This is a genomic window from Mycobacterium sp. TY814 (assembly GCF_030755175.1).
Classification (GTDB): Bacteria; Actinomycetota; Actinomycetes; order Mycobacteriales; family Mycobacteriaceae; genus Mycobacterium.
In genome coordinates, this window is record NZ_JAUFRY010000001.1 from 2,516,994 (window position 1) to 2,533,903 (window position 16,910).

11 protein-coding genes and 2 pseudogenes are annotated in these 16,910 nt (G+C 69.5%); 7 read left to right on the forward strand and 6 right to left on the reverse strand.

Annotated elements, in window-relative coordinates:
* Positions 1-45 precede the first annotated feature (45 nt).
* Positions 46-1,422 carry an NADP-dependent succinic semialdehyde dehydrogenase gene (locus QXH22_RS11150; protein ID WP_306275580.1) on the forward strand — a complete coding sequence of 459 codons (1,377 nt, stop codon included), beginning with the start codon at positions 46-48 and terminating at the stop codon, positions 1,420-1,422.
* 6 nt (positions 1,423-1,428) lie between these two features.
* Here the strand turns inward: QXH22_RS11150 and QXH22_RS11155 are convergent, their stop codons facing one another.
* The 5 genes and pseudogenes from QXH22_RS11155 to QXH22_RS30475 all read right to left on the reverse strand — a co-directional run.
* Positions 1,429-1,551 (reverse strand): hypothetical protein, encoded by a 123-nt coding sequence (locus QXH22_RS11155; RefSeq protein ID WP_306276044.1) that lies wholly within the window; start codon positions 1,549-1,551, stop codon positions 1,429-1,431.
* Entirely contained in the window at positions 1,548-2,243 is a 696-nt protein-coding gene (locus tag QXH22_RS11160) for a TetR/AcrR family transcriptional regulator (protein WP_306275581.1), read from the reverse strand. The genes QXH22_RS11155 and QXH22_RS11160 overlap by 4 nt, the downstream gene beginning before the upstream one ends.
* Positions 2,244-2,319: 76 nt before the next feature.
* A complete protein-coding gene (locus QXH22_RS11165; protein ID WP_306275582.1) occupies positions 2,320-4,026 on the reverse strand; it encodes an acyl-CoA dehydrogenase in 1,707 nt (568 codons plus the stop codon).
* Positions 4,027-4,155: 129 nt separating this feature from the next.
* A pseudogene (locus QXH22_RS30470) lies at positions 4,156-4,326 on the reverse strand (hypothetical protein); the annotation flags it as partial.
* Between the two features lie 927 nt (positions 4,327-5,253).
* A pseudogene (locus tag QXH22_RS30475) lies at positions 5,254-7,229 on the reverse strand (PE family protein); the annotation flags it as partial.
* 258 nt (positions 7,230-7,487) lie between these two features.
* On the opposite strand from QXH22_RS30475, the gene QXH22_RS11175 reads away from it, so the two are divergent.
* The 4 genes from QXH22_RS11175 to QXH22_RS11190 are packed head-to-tail and all read left to right on the forward strand — an operon-like array spanning position 7,488 to position 12,425.
* The gene (locus QXH22_RS11175; protein WP_306243110.1) at positions 7,488-8,468 is read left to right on the forward strand and encodes a phosphotriesterase-related protein; all 981 of its coding nucleotides are present in this window, start codon (positions 7,488-7,490) and stop codon (positions 8,466-8,468) included.
* Positions 8,465-9,922, forward strand: coding sequence for an AMP-binding protein (locus QXH22_RS11180; RefSeq protein ID WP_306243111.1), 1,458 nt, complete (start codon positions 8,465-8,467; stop codon positions 9,920-9,922). The genes QXH22_RS11175 and QXH22_RS11180 overlap by 4 nt, the downstream gene beginning before the upstream one ends.
* Positions 9,922-10,665, forward strand: a complete 744-nt coding sequence (locus QXH22_RS11185; protein WP_306243112.1) for a PP2C family serine/threonine-protein phosphatase — start codon at positions 9,922-9,924, stop codon at positions 10,663-10,665. Before QXH22_RS11180 ends, QXH22_RS11185 begins: the two co-directional genes overlap by 1 nt.
* 5 nt (positions 10,666-10,670) lie before the next feature.
* Complete coding sequence (locus QXH22_RS11190) at positions 10,671-12,425, forward strand: DUF3488 domain-containing protein (protein WP_306275583.1); 1,755 nt, start codon at positions 10,671-10,673, stop codon at positions 12,423-12,425.
* A 4-nt stretch (positions 12,426-12,429) separates the two neighbouring features.
* Here QXH22_RS11190 and QXH22_RS11195 read toward each other — a convergent pair whose 3' ends face one another.
* Complete coding sequence (locus QXH22_RS11195; protein WP_371934182.1) at positions 12,430-13,674, reverse strand: acyltransferase family protein; 1,245 nt, start codon at positions 13,672-13,674, stop codon at positions 12,430-12,432.
* A gap of 150 nt (positions 13,675-13,824) precedes the next feature.
* Between QXH22_RS11195 and QXH22_RS11200 the strand changes: the two genes are divergently transcribed.
* Together QXH22_RS11200 and QXH22_RS11205 are read left to right on the forward strand one after the other, a co-directional pair.
* Entirely contained in the window at positions 13,825-15,090 is a 1,266-nt protein-coding gene (locus QXH22_RS11200; protein WP_306243116.1) for a DUF3068 domain-containing protein, read from the forward strand.
* A 51-nt stretch (positions 15,091-15,141) separates the two neighbouring features.
* Positions 15,142-16,845 (forward strand): hypothetical protein, encoded by a 1,704-nt coding sequence (locus QXH22_RS11205; RefSeq protein WP_306244492.1) that lies wholly within the window; start codon positions 15,142-15,144, stop codon positions 16,843-16,845.
* Positions 16,846-16,910: the final 65 nt, after the last annotated feature.

Consider the following 16,910-nt stretch of genomic DNA (forward strand, 5'->3'; position numbering starts at 1 on the left):
GCTAGTTGTTGGACGGTTCACGACAACCCTGACAGGAGGGCCAGCGTGCCCATCGCCACCATCAACCCGGCCACCGGCGAAACAGTCAAAACCTTCACCCCCGCGACCGACGACGACGTCGAAGCAGCGATCGCGCGCGCCTACGCACGCTTCCAGGACTATTGCCGCAACACCACCTATGCCCAGCGTGCCGAGTGGGCAAACGCCACCGCCGACCTGCTCGAAGCCGAGGCGGACGACACCGCGGCCATCATGACTCTCGAGATGGGCAAGACGCTGGCCAGCGCCAAGGCCGAAGTGCTCAAGTGCGCCAAGGGATTTCGTTACTACGCCGAGAACGCCGAGGCGTTGCTCGCCGACGAGCCGGCCGATGCCGGCAAGGTGAACGCATCCCGCGCGTTCACCCGCTACCAGCCGCTGGGCGTGGTACTTGCGGTGATGCCGTGGAACTTCCCGCTGTGGCAGGCCGTGCGGTTCGCGGCGCCGGCGCTGATGGCCGGCAATGTCGGCTTGCTCAAGCACGCGTCCAACGTCCCCCAGTGCGCGCTGTACCTCGCCGACGTCATTGCCCGCGGCGGCTTCCCGGACGGCTGCTTCCAAACGTTGCTGGTCGCCTCGGGTGCGGTTGAGAAGATCCTGCGCGATCCCCGCGTCGCCGCCGCCACGCTGACCGGCAGCGAACCGGCCGGGCAGTCGGTGGGCGCCATCGCCGGGGACGAGATCAAGCCGACCGTGCTGGAACTCGGTGGCAGCGACCCGTTCATCGTGATGCCGTCGGCGGATCTGGACGCAGCGGTGAAGACGGCGGTCACCGGCAGGGTCCAGAACAACGGGCAGTCCTGCATCGCCGCTAAACGCTTCATCGTCCACACCGACATCTACGACGAATTCCTCGACAAGTTCGTCGCCCGGATGCAGGCGCTGAAGGTCGGTGACCCCACTGACCCGGACACCGACGTCGGGCCGCTGGCCACCGAGTCCGGCCGCGACGAGATCGCCCAGCAGGTCAAGGACGCCGCCGCGGCGGGCGCCACAATCCGCTGCGGCGGCGAGACTCCCGACCGGCCGGGCTGGTTCTACCCGCCGACGGTCATCAGCGACATCACCAAGGACATGGCGCTCTACACCGAGGAGGTGTTCGGCCCCGTCGCGTCGGTGTACCGGACCGCCGACATCGACGAGGCGATCGAGATCGCCAACGCCACCACCTTCGGGCTGGGGTCGAACGCCTGGACCGAGGACGAGGCCGAGCAGCAGCGCTTCATCGACGACATCGTGGCCGGCGCCGTCTTCATCAACGGCATGACGGTGTCCTATCCGGAGCTGCCGTTCGGCGGCGTCAAGCGGTCCGGCTACGGCCGCGAGCTGGCGGGCCTGGGAATCCGGGAGTTCTGCAACGCCAAGACGGTGTGGGTGGGGTAGCGCCCCTCAGACCGCGGCCAGCGCGCGCTCGTCTTCGTCGGCGAAGTCGTCCTCGAGCTGCACCGGCGAGTAATCGAGGTCGATCTTCAAGCCGCCCGCCACCATCGAACCGGTATGGGTGCGTGTCACGTGACCTCCTGTGATCGGGCCGGGTTCGGGGCCTGGCCGGCGGCCGAACGCGGCGCGGAGAACGCGTCCGACAGCACCGCGACGAGTCGGCGCACGGCGAGCGCCGGTTGTTCGGGAGTGGGCTCGTCCAGACCGAGGATCGGGTCCAGACCGCGCATGTAGGGCGCCAGCGCCAGGTGCGGAAAGATCATCAGCAACAACGACAACAGCGCGTCGGTGTCGGAATCGGCACGCAGATCGCCGCGCCGGTGTGCCTCGGTCACCAGCGGGCGCAGCACCTCCAGGTAGTGCCGGTGGATGACGTTGCGGACGCTGATGCGCGCGTCGGTGTCGACCTCCAGCGTCGCCGCGGCGTGCAGTGCGCGCTCACGGGGATGCTCGGCGTAATAGGCGACCCAGACGTCCAGCAGATCGGTCAGGAACTCGAAGAACGGCCTGCTCGGATCGAGTTCGCGGATGGTGCCCTCGATGTAGGCCCGCACGCGCTGGCTGCCGACGTCGGCGATGTAGGCGTAGAGGTCACGCTTGTCCGCGAAGTACTGGAAGAGGCTGCCCTTGGCGACGCCGGCGCGCCGGGCGATGACGTTGAGGCTGCCATTGGAGAACCCATGGGCACCGAACTCGGCCTCCGCCGCCTCGATGACCGCGGCCCGGCGGGCCGGGTCGACACGTGCCCAGGTAACCGTCGGCATTGGCCTCCCCTCGCCGTAAATGACCACTGGTCATTCTACTGTGAGCCAGTTCACAGTCAAGGCGCGTCAGCGTGCGTCAGGGGCGCATCTCGTACGCCCCGTTGAGGGGCAGCACGAATTCCTTCCACACGGTGTCGTAGCGCGCCGGATCGTTGGCCGGACGGCGAATCATGCGCAACGCGAACTTGGCCTGTTCGTCGGTGGTGGCGGCCTTGTCGTGCAGCTCCACGGCGTAGGTATTGAAGTCGCGGACCAGCAGCCCGAAGATCTCGTCGAGCAGCGCCTCGTCCACTCCGGACAACGGGGCTTCCTCCAGGATCAGCTGCGCGTACGGCACCAGCGCGAAGATCTGTCCCACACCGAAGGCGAAGTCGATGTCCTTCTGCTGCGCCGCATCCGGGGTGGCGCCGGCCAGCATCTCGGCCAGCACGTCGATCTGCTGACGCAGCAGCGCGACGTTCGGCAGGTGCCCGTAGCTGTCGAACGGCGCCCGCCAGTCGTGGAAGCGGACCTTGCCCAGACCGCCGGTGGGTCCCTGGTTGAACAGGAACGTGTCGTCGGCGTCGTCGTCGCGGCGGCCGATCAGCGGCAGCGCGCCGTCCGGAGCGAACAGGAAGTTCGGCATGAACTTGGCCAGCAGCCCGATGTTGATGTGGACGGTGCCCTCCAGCCGGGGCAGCAGGCCGATCTCGCGGGCGACGGTCTCGAAGAAGGTGTCCTTCTCGACGCCCTTGGCCGCGATGACGTCCCACAGCGCGGTGATCACCCGCTCGCCCTCGCTAGTCACCTTGGCCTTGGTCAGCGGGCTGTACAGCAGGTAGCGACGGTCCTCGGCCGACGCGCTGCGCATGTAGTCCGAAGCCCGGGCGCACACCAGCCGCATGGCGACGAGCCGCGCGTAGGCGTCGGTGAACAGCCGGCGGACGTGGCTGAAGTCGGTGACGACGGTGCCGTACAGGTGCCGGTTGGCGGCGTGGTTGATGGATTCGTAGAAGGCGTGCGTGCACATGCCGACGGCGCCCCAGCCGAGGTTGTACTTGCACACGTTGACCGTGTTCAGCGCGGCGTGGAAGGCGCCCATGCCGCGGTGCAGCAGGTCGGCCTCGGTGACGGGGTAGTCGTGCAGCGCGTAGTTGGCCACGTAGTTCTGCGAGTTGACGACGTTCTTCTTGCACTCGTACCGGTCGTCCTGGGAGTCCGCGGCGAAGAAGACGTACTCCGGCGAACCGGAACCGTCGTCGATGCGGCCGAACGTCGAAACCATCCGCGCGACGTTGGCGTTGCCGATGTAGTACTTCTCGCCGTTGGCGACCCAGCCGTGCTCGGACGGCGTGAGGATCAGATCGGTCTGATAGACGTCGGCGCCGTGCGTCTGCTCGGACAGGCCGAAGGCGAACACCTCACCCTGCTCCAGCTGGGCGGCGGCCTTGCGCTTGGCGTCCTCGTTGTCGCTCATCCAGATCGGGCCCAGACCCAGGGCGGTCACCTGGAAGGGGTACCAGTAGCTCAGGCCGTAAAAGCCGATGATCTCGGCGAATTCGCTGATCCGGTAGGTGTCCCAGCGGCAGTCGGCCGCGCCGTACTCGGCCGGCGTCATCAGCGAGGCGAAGATGCGGTTCTCGGCGATGTGGTTGAGGAAGTCGGAATACCAGACGCGCTCGTGGTCGTCGTGCTTGAGCTTCGCCTTACCCCGGTTCTCGAAGAAGTCCACCGTGGCCTGCATGATCTCCCCCGACCGGGCATCCGGGTACTTGCGTTGCAGTTTGTTGGGATTGAGCAGCATGACGGTGGCTCCAGAGCGATTTCGGATTGAGGACGGGTAGACCGTACTTCAATACCTGCTCACCCGTACAAAAACCCGGTGGGAGATGGGTCAGACGTGCGCTGGCGAGACCCGCGCAAGGCCGGATCAGCCGCCGGCCCCGCCGCTGCCACCGTCCCCGCCGGCCCCGCCGTTCACGGGATCGCCCACGGGTAGTCGTCCGGGCTCGCCGGGCAGGCCGGCACTGCCCTGGTTGCCGCCGGTGCCGCCGGTACCGCCACCGCCCCCGGTGCCGCCGGGCGCGAAAGCGCTCGGCGTGATCAAACCCGTACCCCCCTTGCCGCCGGCGCCGCCGACACCGCCGGCACCTCCGCTACCGCCGGGGATGACGGTATCGCCACCGGCGCCGCCGTCACCGCCGCGCCCGCCATTCCCGGCGTACTCGGTGATCTCGAAACCGTTGTTGCTGAACGCGTTTCCGCCGTCGCCGCCGCTACCGCCCCGGCCGCCGGTGCCCCCTTCGATGGTGCCCGCGCCGCCGGTGCCGCCCTGCCCGCCCGCGCCGCCGCGGGAGCCGAACGAGTCGATGCCGCCGGTGCCGCCGCTACCGCCGGTCCCGCCGATCAGTCCCTGCCCGCCGTCGCCGCCGCGTCCGCCCGCTCCACTGGGCCCGCCGAACCGGTACGCGTTACCGAAGTTGCCGCCGCTGCCACCGCTGCCACCGCCACCGCCGTTGCCGGCGAGGCCGTCGACACCGCCCTGGCCGTTGGTGACTCCGGTTCCGCCGTTGCCACCGGCGCCGCCGGAACCTGCGCTGCCACCGTCACCACCCTGTCCGCCGGCACCGACCCGCTGCAGCAGGCTCGCGTCGATTCCCTTGCCACCGGCGCCGCCAACGCCGCCGGTGCCGCCTCGTCCTCCGGCGCCGCCGCTGCCGCCGCCGCCGTGCAGCGACCGTCCGCCGTCGCCGCCGATACCACCGGTGCCACCCACACCGCCGGTGCCGCCCCGCTGACCATCGGGTCCGGCGATCAGGGTGCCCGTTCCATCGGCGCCGGTGATCCCCGCGCCGCCACTGCCGCCGTTGCCGGCGGCCCCGCCCCGACCGCCATCGCCGTAGTCGGCGTCCCCGCCGCGACCTCCCAGACCGCCGCTACCTCCGGTGCCGCCCCCGCCGACGGCATGTCCGCCGTCGCCGCCGGTGCCGCCGTTGCCACCGTTGCCGTAGCCCAGAGCGTGTCCGCCGGACCCGGCGTCGCCACCCGCGCCACCATCGCCTGCCCGCGCGCCGCCCGTGCCACCAGCACCGCCGTGGCCACCGTCACCGCCTTGGCCGGCAGTGGACGGGTCCCCAGCATGGCCGTCGCCGCCGTGCCCCCCAGCACCGCCGTTGCCGTACGTCCCGCCGTGGCCGCCGTCTCCGCCATCGCCGGCGGGGCCGGACCCAACCAGGCCGTTGGCACCGTTGCCGCCCGCGCCACCGTTTCCGCCGCTGGTGGGAGTGATTCCGGTTGCTCCTTGGACCGGGAAGCGGGCCCCGAAGCCACCCGCGCCACCGGACCCGCCCAAACCGGGGTTTCCGCCGTCACCGCCCCGCCCACCGCGGCCATTGTTGACGGCCATGTCCCCGTCCTGCCCGTTGCCGCCGTCGCCGGGGGTGCCGCCGTTCCCGCCGTCACCACCAGCTCCGCCGAAGCCGTAATTGCCCCAGGAACCGGCGGTCGCGGCGCCTCCGGCGCCACCCTTGCCACCGGCACCACCAGAACCGCCGTTGCCTCCGTCAGCTCCATGACCACCATCGGCACCCGCATCGGCGCCGTCGGCACCCGCCAGGCCGTTGCTGCCCGCGCCGCCCCGGCCGCCCTGGCCGCCCCAGCCGCCGGCCCCACCGTCACCGGCTTTCGTCCCACCCGCGCCGCCGGCACCACCGGCACCACCGGCGCGCCGCCATCGGTCGCGGTGCTACTCGGCGCCGCCGAGACGCCGGCCGCGCCGTCCCCACCCGGGCCGCCTCGGCCGCCGTTGCCGTAGAGGCCGCCGTTGCCGCCGGCGCCACCCGCAGCGCCGGTTCCTCCGGGTGTGATCGCGTCGGCACCAAACCCGCCTGCTCCGCCATTCCCTCCGCTGGTGGGTGAGAATCCGTACTGTCCGTTCGCTGCGACGACATTATTGGCGCCCAGTCCCCCGGCGCCGCCGGCACCGCCGAGGCCCGGGTTTCCGCCGTCGCCGCCGCGCCCGCCGACACCGTCGTTGACGGTGAAACTCCCGTAACGCCCGTCTCCGCCATCGCCCGCGGCGCCGCCGGCACCGCCGACACCACCGACCCCACCCGCTCCGTGGCCATTCGCCTGATTCAGCGCACCGCCGCTGCCGCCGGCGCCCCCGGCGCCGCCGGCGCCACCATTACCGCCATGTCCACCGTTGCCGCCGTCGGCGCCGAAAGTGACACCGTCGGCACCCCTGAGGCCATCTCCGCCGGCCCCTCCGGCGCCGCCGGCACCGCCGGCCCCACCGAGCCCGGTCATCCAGTTCCCCGCGCCGCCGGTGCCGCCGGCCCCGCCCTGGCCGCCCTGGCCGCCCGGGCCGATCGCGGCGCCTCCGAGTCCGCCGACTCCACCAGCGCCGCCGTTACCGTTCAACCAGCCCCCGGCGCCGCCGTTACCGCCCCGGGCGCCGGTCCCGCCGGCCATCGCGGCAGCGCCTCCGGCTCCACCAGCACCGCCGTTGCCGAGCATCCCTGCGGCTCCGCCGTTGCCGCCGTTCTGGCCGGGAGCACCCGAGCCGCCCGCGCCTCCGTTACCGATCAACAGCCCGCCCGCCCCGCCGGCCTGGCCGGTACCCGGTGCACCGTTGGCGCCGTCACCGATCAACGGCCGGCCCAGCAAGGCCTGGGTCGGTGCGTTGAGGACCCCCAACACTCCGGACTGCGCCAGCTGTAGCGCGTTGCCGGCCTCCGCGCCGGCATAGGCCCCCGCGCTGATGCCCAGATTCCGCACGAACTGCTCGCAGAAGGCGCTCATCTGCGCACTCACGGCCTGATATTGCGTGCCGTGGGTGGCGAACAACGCCGCGACAGTCGCGGAAATCTCGTCTTCGGCGGCGGGCAGCAATGTCGTCGTCGAAAAAGCCGCAGCGCTATGCGCCGCGCTCAGCGCCGAACCGAGTCGGGCCAGGTCCGAGGCTGCTCCGGCTACCCATGAGGACGAGACGGACACAAACGACATAAGACCCACCATTCGAAGACGCCCGACGCTCTGTCGCGGGGCGACGGTAACGCGCCGCGAACAGGCACGTCAACGAAAAAATATGTAAACGTATGAGATGCATATTCAAATACGATGTGGTAACGGATCGTTCTAGCGGTGGCCTGAGCACCTGGCTGAGCATCGTCGAAGACGACGCGGAAACGTTCGGCGAAGACACTTTCCGCCGTTCCTTACGAGGGCTTAAAAATGCCTCCGCGGCGACCTAGCATCAAAGGCGTGTCAGAACTAAATACCGCCCGGGGAACCCTCGATACCGCCGATCTCGGCGTCACGCTCATGCACGAGCACGTGTTCATCATGACCACGGAAATAGCGCTGAATTACCCCGAAGCCTGGGGTGACGAAGAGAAACGGGTGGCCGACGCCGTAGCCCGCCTCAACGAGCTGAAGTCCCGCGGCGTGGACACCATCGTCGACCTGACGGTGATCGGACTCGGTCGCTATATCCCGCGCATTGCGCGCGTGGCGGCCCAGACCGAGCTGAATATCGTTGTGGCGACCGGGCTTTACACCTACAACGACATTCCGTTCCGGTTCCACTACGAAGGGCCGGGCGGCATGCTCGACGGCCCCGAGATCATGACCGACATGTTCGTCCGCGACATCGAGCAGGGCATTGCCGATACCGGCATCAAGGCCGGCATCCTCAAATGTGCCACCGACGAACCCGGCATCACCCCGGGCGTCGAACGGGTGTTGCGGGCGGTCGCCCAGGCCCACAAGCGCACCGGCGTTCCGATCTCCACCCACACCCACGCCGGACTGCGGCGCGGGCTCGAGCAGCAGCGCATCTTCGAAGAGGAAGGCGTGGACCTGACCCGGGTGATCATCGGACACTCCGGCGACAGCACCGACGTCGGCTATCTCGAAGAGCTGATCTCCGCCGGGTCGTATCTGGGAATGGACCGGTTCGGCATCGACGTGATCCTGCCGTTCGAGGAGCGGGTTCAGATCGTGGCGACCATGTGCGAGCGCGGGCACGCCGACAAGATGGTGCTCTCGCACGACGCCAACTGCTACTTCGACGCGCTGCCCGAGGCGCTGGTTCCGCAGATGGCGCCGAATTGGCACTACCTGCACATCCACAACGACGTCATCCCCGCGCTCAAGCAGCGCGGCGTCACCGACGAGCAGATCCACACCATGCTCGTGGAGAACCCGCGCAAGATCTTCGATCGCCAGGGCGCCTATCAGTGACGGTCCCGTCGATCGGAACCCAGATCTCGCAGCTGGCCGCGCGCGCCCCCGACGAGCCGGCCGTCAGCTGCGACGGCAGCACCATCACCCGCCGCGATCTCGACCTGTCCACCAACCGCTTGGCCCGCGCCTACGCCGAGCGCGGCGTCGGGGTCGGCGACTACGTGACGATCGTGCTGCCCAACTCCGTGGAATGGATTCAGGCGGCGGTGGCGTGCTGGAAGTTGGGGGCAGTGCCGCAGCCGTTGTCGCCGCGACTGCCCCAAGCGGAGTTCGCCGACCTGTTGGGGTTGCGCCCCTCAGCCCTGCTGGTGGGCCGCGATCATCCCGGAACACCCAGTGTGCCAAAAGGTTTCGCGCCAGCGGCCTCGGATGCACCGCTTCCTGAAGCGGTGTCGCCGTGCTGGAAGTCGATGGCGTCGGGCGGCAGCACCGGGCGGCCGAAGCTCATCGAGGCCGGCGGCGACAGTCGGGTCCCGCCGGCGATCGGCTACCCGCTGGGCATGCAGGAGGGCGACACCACGCTGGTGCCGGTGCCGCTGACGCACAACACCGGGTTCACCACCGCCCTGATCGCGCTGATCATGCGCCAGCACCTGGTGTTGATGAGCCGGTTCGACCCGCACGAATTCCTGGCGACGATCGGGCGCCACCGCGTCAGCTTCCTGGTCACCGTGCCGACGATCATGCAGCGACTGCTGCCGGTGTACCGGGCCGATCCGGAATCGTATGACCTGTCCTCGCTGCGACGGTTGTGGCACCTGGCCGCACCGTGCCCTCCGGCGGTCAAGCAGGCCTGGATCGACCTGATCGGGCCCGAGAAGGTCTGGGAACTCTACGGCGGCACCGAGTTACAGGCGTTGACCTTCATTTCCGGCGACCAGTGGCTGACGCACCCGGGCTCGGTCGGGCAGGTGGTCAGCGGGGAGATGAAGGTACTCGACGACGACGGCAATGAATGCCAGCCCGGCGTAGTCGGCGAGATTTACATGCGTCCGAACCCCGGCAGCGCGCCGACGTATCGCTACATCGGCTCCACCGCGAAGTCGCGCGACGGCTGGGATTCGCTGGGCGACCTCGGTTACTTCGACGACGAAGGCTTCCTGTATCTGTCGGACCGCCGGGTCGACATGTTCACCGCCGGAGGCCGCAACGTCTACCCGGCCGAGATCGAGAACGCGCTGTCGGCTCACCCAGAAGTGTTGTCCTGCTTAGTGGTTGGGGTTCCCGATGACGACCTGGGCCAGGTGCCCTACGCGCTGGTGCATACCCTCGACGGATCCGGCCTGGACGCCACGGCCGTGCGCGAATTCGTCGGGGAACGGCTGGCGGCCTACAAAGTGCCCCGTATCGTGGAGTTCGTCGACGCGCCACTGCGCGACGACGCCGGCAAGGCGCGTCGCTCCGCGGTGCGCGACACCATCATTGCGCGATTGCAGGTTGGGGGCCCGTGATGGATGCCACCCGGTATTCGGCGTTGAGCGACGTCGGGTGCGAGCGGTCCGACAACCAGGACCGCTGGGGCGCCGATCCCGACCAGCGCCTGTTCATGGTGGCCGACGGCGTCGGCGGCAGCCGGGACGGGGCGCTGGCCGCCCAGACCATGGTCGACATCCTGCCCCGCTATGTCGCCCACCATCTTCCGTCCGATCAGCGCGACGCGGCGAATGGGCCGGAGCGTCTGGGCCGGGCCATCGCCGAACTGTCCGACGATCTGCACTCAAAAGCACAGACCGATGCCAGGTACGCGGGAGCCAACAGCACCCTGGTCGCGCTCGTCGTCGTCGGGTCGCGTGCGTTGGTCGCCCACCTGGGTGACAGCCGCGCCTATCTGCTGCGCGACGGGCAGCTGACCCAGCTCACCCGTGACCACACCCTGGTGCAGTCGCTGGTGGATGCGAATCAGGTCCAGGCCGAGGACGCCGGGAACCTGCGGGTGCGCAATGTGGTGACGCGGTACATGGGAATGAAGCCGCCGGCCAAAGCCGACTCCAGCGCTCAGGACCTGTCGGACGGCGACCGGATCCTGTTGTGCAGCGACGGTTTACACGGCATCGTCAAGGAACCGACGCTGACCCGGATTCTGGGCAAGTACGACGATCCCGGCGAGGTGTGCGCCGCGCTGATCGCCGCGGCCCGGGGCGAGGGTGCGCCGGACAACGTCACCGCGCTGGTGGTCGACGTTTCCGGCTCGTAGCCCGGGTGACCGTCCTTCGGCGGTGGACCACCGGGTGCCGCGGCGGCCTCACGGTGTTCGTCTGCTACCTGCTGGCGGCCGTCGTGCTGACCATCGGCGCCTGGCGCAATCCGATGTCCGGCTGGGCCGGCGGCTGCTGCGATCAGGAGCAGACGATCTGGTACCTGGGCTGGGCGCCGCACGCCCTCGCGCACGGGCACAACCCGTTCTTCACGACGCAGATCGGTGCGCCCGCCGGGGTCAACCTGATGTGGAACACCCCGATGACACTGCTCGGGCTGCTCGGGTGGCTCCCGGCGAAAATCGGCGGCCCGATCTTCGGATTCAACGTGCTGATGGTGCTCGGCGTCGCCCTCAGCGGCTGGACCGCATGGCTGGCGATTCGGCGCTGGACCGGCGACGGCCCCGGCCCCATCGTCGGTGGCGCGGTGTACGCCTTCTCTCCCTACATTGCCTCGCACGCCGCGCTGCACCTCAATCTCGCATCGGCCTGGGTTCCCCCGCTGGTGCTGATCGCCATCGACGACCTGCTGGTGACCCGGCGCCGACCGCCCTGGCAGGCGGGGGCGGCGCTCGGCTTGCTGGCAACAGCACAGCTGCTGATCGCGGCGGAGATGCTGGCGACCGGCGTCGTGGCCGTCGCGGTGCTGACTTGCGTGCTGGCCCTGGTCGGCCGGTCGCACCGGCGCGACGCACTGCCCCGGCTCGTTCCCGGCCTGGCGGTTGCCGTGCTGGTCTTCCTCACGCTTTCGGCCTGGCCCCTGATCATCCAGTTCTTTGGACCACAACGCATCACCAAGCAGGTTCAGGACCCCAAGACCTTCTCCACCGACCTGCTGAACCTGGTCATTCCGACGCCGTATCAACTGATCGCCCCGCAGGCGGCCACCCGGGTGTCCGAGCACTTCAGCGGCCTGTACCACGAGGCGACGGCCTATCTCGGCCTGCCGCTGCTGGTCATCCTCGTCGTCGTGGCCGTCCGGCAGTGGGGCGACCAGCGAATCCGCGTCGCGAGTGGCACCGGCGGTCTGCTGCTGGTGCTCTCGCTCGGACCCTGGCTGCATATCGGCGCGGAGGCGGTGGACGTCCCGCTTCCCTGGCTGCCCTTCAGCACGCTGCCACTGCTGCGCCACGTGCTGCCGGGGCGCTTCACGCTGTTCGTCTGGCTGGCGGTCGCGGTGATCGTCGCGTTGGCCCTCGCGCGGGCGACCCGGCTGGCCCCGCGCCCCAGGGCGCAGTGGCTACTCGCGGTGGCCGCGGCGATCGCGGTGATCATCCCCGCTCCGCTCCAGCGGATGCCGTTCTACACTCCCGCCTTCTTCCGGACGTGGGCGAGCCACCACATCGGGTCCGACGAAACGGTGCTCGTCGCGCCGTATTTCCGCGACCCACAGGGCCGGGCCGCACCGATGCTGTGGGCGGCGGAGACCGACTACGGGCTGCGCATGCCGGAGGCCTACGCCTACATGCCGCAACCGGACGGTGGGACCCGGCCCGGGCCGCCCGCGACGCGGCTGTTCTCGGTGATGGTGGCGATTCAGGAAGGCACGTCGCTGGTGGCGCGCGGTGAGATTCGCGACCAGGTGAGCGCCGATCTGGCGCGGGCGGGAGTGCGCCACGTGATCGTCGGGCCGACACGCGGGTGGCAGGAGATGATCGCCTTCTTCAGCGATCTTTTCGGTCGGGCGCCCGACTACGTCGGCGAGATCGCAATCTGGCGCGACGTCGATGTCCAGGGGGTTGTCGCGCCGCCGCCCTGAGCCGCTAGGGCGCGACCGCGTCCGCCTCGATGTCCTGCGACTCGGTGTTGCGTTCGCGTTTCTCCCAGCGACGCAACGCTTCCCGGCACGGCGACTCGACCAGCGCGTAGCTCACCGCGGCGATCGCGATTCCGAACACCAGGGTCAGTGCCAGCACCACCGGCATGTGGCCGTTGAATGCGAAGATGCCGAGCACCGGGAACACCATGTCCAGCGCGGCCAGGTGCCAGATGAACAGGCCGTAGGACCAGCGGCCCAGGGTCACCATCACCGTGCTGCCCAGCAGCCGGTGCGCAGTGTGCGGCCGGTCCAGCACCAGCGGCGCCAGCAGAGCGAAAGCCACCACCGACCCCATCGCGGTCTTCACCGAGAACTGCAGCGCGCTGCTGGGCACCAGACCCGCCGGCCCCGCCAGCGGCGAGGCCGCCACCAGGTAGGCCGACACCGCGATCGCTGCCATCAGGATGCGGCCCACTTTTTTGGCAGCCAGCCGGTGGATCCACCCGAGCGGAGTGTGCACCAACTCAGCCAGGATCATGCCCGCCGCGAACCAGGAGAAGTAGGCGGGCGGCCAGTTCAGCGGATTCGCGCCGGGGCCGCCGCCCAGCACCGCCAGCGGCAGCCAGCCCCACGCCCAGCTCAGCGCACTCAGTGCGGCGATGACGGGCAGCCGCGCACCGACCGGAATCCGGCGCGCGAGCCACGCCAGGATCGGCAACGCCAAATAGAAGGTCACCTCCACCGACAGGCTCCACATCTGCGTGAGGCCGCCGGTCAGCGTCAGGGGCACATAGATCTGGGTGAGCGTCAGGTTGGCCAGCCAGACCGTCGGACTGGCGTGGTTGGAGTCGGGCAGCAGGGTCAGGATCACCACCACCGCCACCAGGTAGGCCGGCATGATGCGGACCACCCGGGAGCGCAGGTAGTGCCCGGTGCGGGGACGCGGTTTGAGGTCGCGTTCGGCCGCGGCGTGCCCGCGCCACAACAGGAATCCCGACAAGGCGAAGAACACCGCGACGGCCAGGTCGAAACGGCCGAACAGACGGCCGTCGATGCCGCTGGAATGCCCCGTCTGAAAGGCCACGTGGGTGATGACCACGCCGATGGCCGCACAGGCGCGCATTCCCTCGACGGCGGGCAGGAAGTTGCGGGTGCCACCCACCTGCAGGCCGTCAGTCACGGTCCCAGTTTGCCTGTGCGTGTTGCCGGCGGCAGCGGGTACACCTCGGGCCGGGCCGGGTCCGTACATTGGGCCCTGGGTTCGCGCCTAGGTTCATACGGAGCGGCACCGCGTTCTCCTGTTAGGGTCGAACGGGTTTGCCTCGCTGCTTGGTCAGGTCAAAGCGGGTCGCGACCGGTGTGTCCCGGACGAACTCATGGACAGGGAGGTCACAGCAACGTGAACCGAGCAGTCATGTTGCGCATCGCCGCATGCGGAACTATCGGTCTCGGAGCCGCACTGCTGATCGCCGCGTTGTTGTTGTCCACCTACACCAGCAGCAGGGTCGCGAAGATCCCGCTCAACCTGGACGCGACGCTGATCAGCGAGGGCACCGGAACCGCGATCGACGCCGCCTCCCTGTCCACCGACCGGGTCGTCGTCAACCAGAACGTCCCCCTGGTCTCCCAGGAGCAGATCAGCGTCGAAGCGCCCGCCAACGCCGACGTCGTCACCCTGCAGGTCGGGTCGTCCGTCCGGCGCAGCGACAAGCAGAAGGACAGCGGGTTGATGCTGGCCATCGTCGACACCGTGACAGTCAACCGGAAGACGGCAATGGCGGTCTCGGACGATTCCCACCCGGGCGGCTACGTGCAGAAGCCGCGCGGCATCGGCGACGAGAACCCGCCGACCGCGATGCCGTTGCGGCACGAGGGCCTGGCCTACCGCTTCCCGTTCAACACCGAGCGCAAGACCTACCCCTACTTCGACCCGATCGCCCAGAAGCCGTTCGACGCCAACTATGACGGCCAGGAGGACGTCAACGGCCTGAGTACCTACCGGTTCACGCAGAACGTGGGCGTTAACAGCGAGGGCAAGCTGGTGGCCCCGATCACCTATCCGTCGCTGTACGGCGGCAACGAGGACGGCAAGATCACCACGAGCGCGTCGATGTGGGGTGTGCCCGGGGAACCGAACGAGCAAATCACCATGACCCGCTACTACACCGCCAAGCGCACCTTCTGGGTGGACCCGGTGTCGGGCACGATCGTCAAGGAAACCGAGCAGGCCCACCACTACTACGCCCGCGACGCACTCAAGCCCGAGGTGACGCTGGTCGACTACAAGCTCACCTCGACTCAGGAGACGGTGGAGTCGCAGGTCAACTCCGCGCGGGACGAACGCGACCGGGTGGCCTTGTGGTCACGGGTGCTGCCGATCACGTTCACCGCGATCGGGCTGATCGCACTGATCGGCGGCGGCGTGCTGGCCTCGTTCAGCCTTCGCACCGAGAGCGCATTGACCGACCCGAGCCTGGATCGCGACGACACCGACTTCCTGCGGCGGGCGGGGCTCGAACCTCCGACTCCGGGAGCGGAAGCCGAAACCGAGAAGATTCCCGCCCAGCGACCTGATCTGGTCGAGGACGATCCGAGTCCACTGGATCCCGATCCGCCGAAAGATCCGCCGGAGGGTTCGGAGTCTCCGCCGACCGAAAAGACCTAGCCCGTGCGGGCCAGAATGGCCCGAGGAGGAGCCGGGCAATCCAGCCAACGCATGCGGGCCTGGATGGCCCGGCCGGCGTACGCCCTCGCTCTGTCGCTGCTGGTGGCCGGGCCGCTGTTGGGTCCCGGATATCTGCTGCTGCGCGACGCGGTGTCCACTCCGCGGTCCTACCTCTCTGACACCGCACTCGGGTTGACGGCCGCGCCCCGCGCGACGCCTCAGGACTTCGCGGTGGCGCTGGCGTCACACGTCCTCGACGGCGGTGTGGTGGTCAAAGCGCTTCTGGTGCTGGGCCTGTGGCTGGCTGGCTGGGGTGCGGCGCGGTTGGTGGCGGCGGTGCTGCCCGAGGCTTCGGGTGGCGGCGAATTCGTCGCGACCACGGTGGCGATCTGGAACCCCTACGTCGCCGAGCGGCTGCTGCAGGGCCATTGGAGTCTGCTGGTCGGCTACGGCTGCCTGCCGTGGGTGGCGACGGCGATGGTCGGATTGCGCTGTGGTGACGCGGGCTTCTGCGGGCTGGCTTTCTGGATCGCGCTGGCCGGGCTGACACCGACCGGGCTGATCCTGGCCGCGACGGTGGCGCTGGTATGCGTGGCTGCGCCCGGGAACGGACGGCCACGGTGGCTGTCTGCCGTGGCGGCGTTGGGCTGCTCGGTGGTGGGCGCGCTGCCGTGGCTGGTTGCCTCACTGGCCGGGTCGTCGTTGCGGGTTGGCAACGAGGCCGGCGTCGACGTCTTCGCCCCCCGAGCCGAGCCGGGTCTGGGCACCCTGTTGAGCCTGGCCGGCCTGGGCGGGATCTGGAACGGCGACGCGGTCCCCACCTCGCGGACAACGCTTTTCGTGGTGGCAGCGGCCACCGTGCTGCTGGGGGTGGTCGCGGTGGGACTGCCGGTGGCGGTGCGGCGACCGGCCGCCCGGCCGCTACTGCTGCTCTCGGTGGCGGCCGTGGTGTTGCCGGCCCTGCTGGCGACCGGCCCCGGATTGCACGTGCTGCGCGCGGCGGTGGACGCGGTGCCGGGCCTGGGGGTGCTGCGCGACGGCCAGAAGTGGGTGGCGCTGGCGGTGCCCGGCTACTGCCTGGCGGCTGCCGGCGCGGTGGTGACGTTGCGCCGGTGGCTGCCGTCGACGGTCACTGCGGTGGTGTGCTGCCTGGTGTTGGTGCTGGTGCTGCCCGATCTGGCCTGGGGGGCGTGGGGCAGGGTCGCCCCGGTGCGCTACCCGCAGGGGTGGACGGCGGTGAGGGCCCGGATCAACGCCGAGCCCGGTGCCGTCGCCGTCCTGCCCACCGGGACGATGCGGCGCTTCTCCTGGTCGGGGCCGGCTCCGGTGCTCGATCCGCTGCCCCGCTGGGTCCGTGCCGATGTGCTGAGCACCGGCGACCTGGTGATCTCCGGAGTGACCGTGCCGGGGGAAGGCGACCACGCCCGGGCCGTGCAGCAGTTGCTGCTGTCCGGGCAGGAGCCTTCGAAATTGGCCGCGGCGGGGCTGGCATGGCTGGTGGTCGAGTCGGGCAGCCCCGGCGACATGGGTTTCAGCCCACGCACCGTCTCCTCTCTGACGCCGGCCTACCGGGACAACGACATCGCGCTGTACCGCATAGGCGGCCGCAGCGCGGGCGCACCGGCGTCTCACCGCCGGTGGGTCCTGCTCGCACATTTCGCCTGGCTGGCTCTGCTGGCGGCCGGCGGGACGGGGTTGGCACTGCGCACGGTCGCCGACCGCCGCGCCAGAGTTCCTGGCGCAAATCACCAATGAGTTACGGCGACAATGCGTTTCGGCTCATATCCCGATCGTGGTTCTGGCCAAATTCATACGAAACT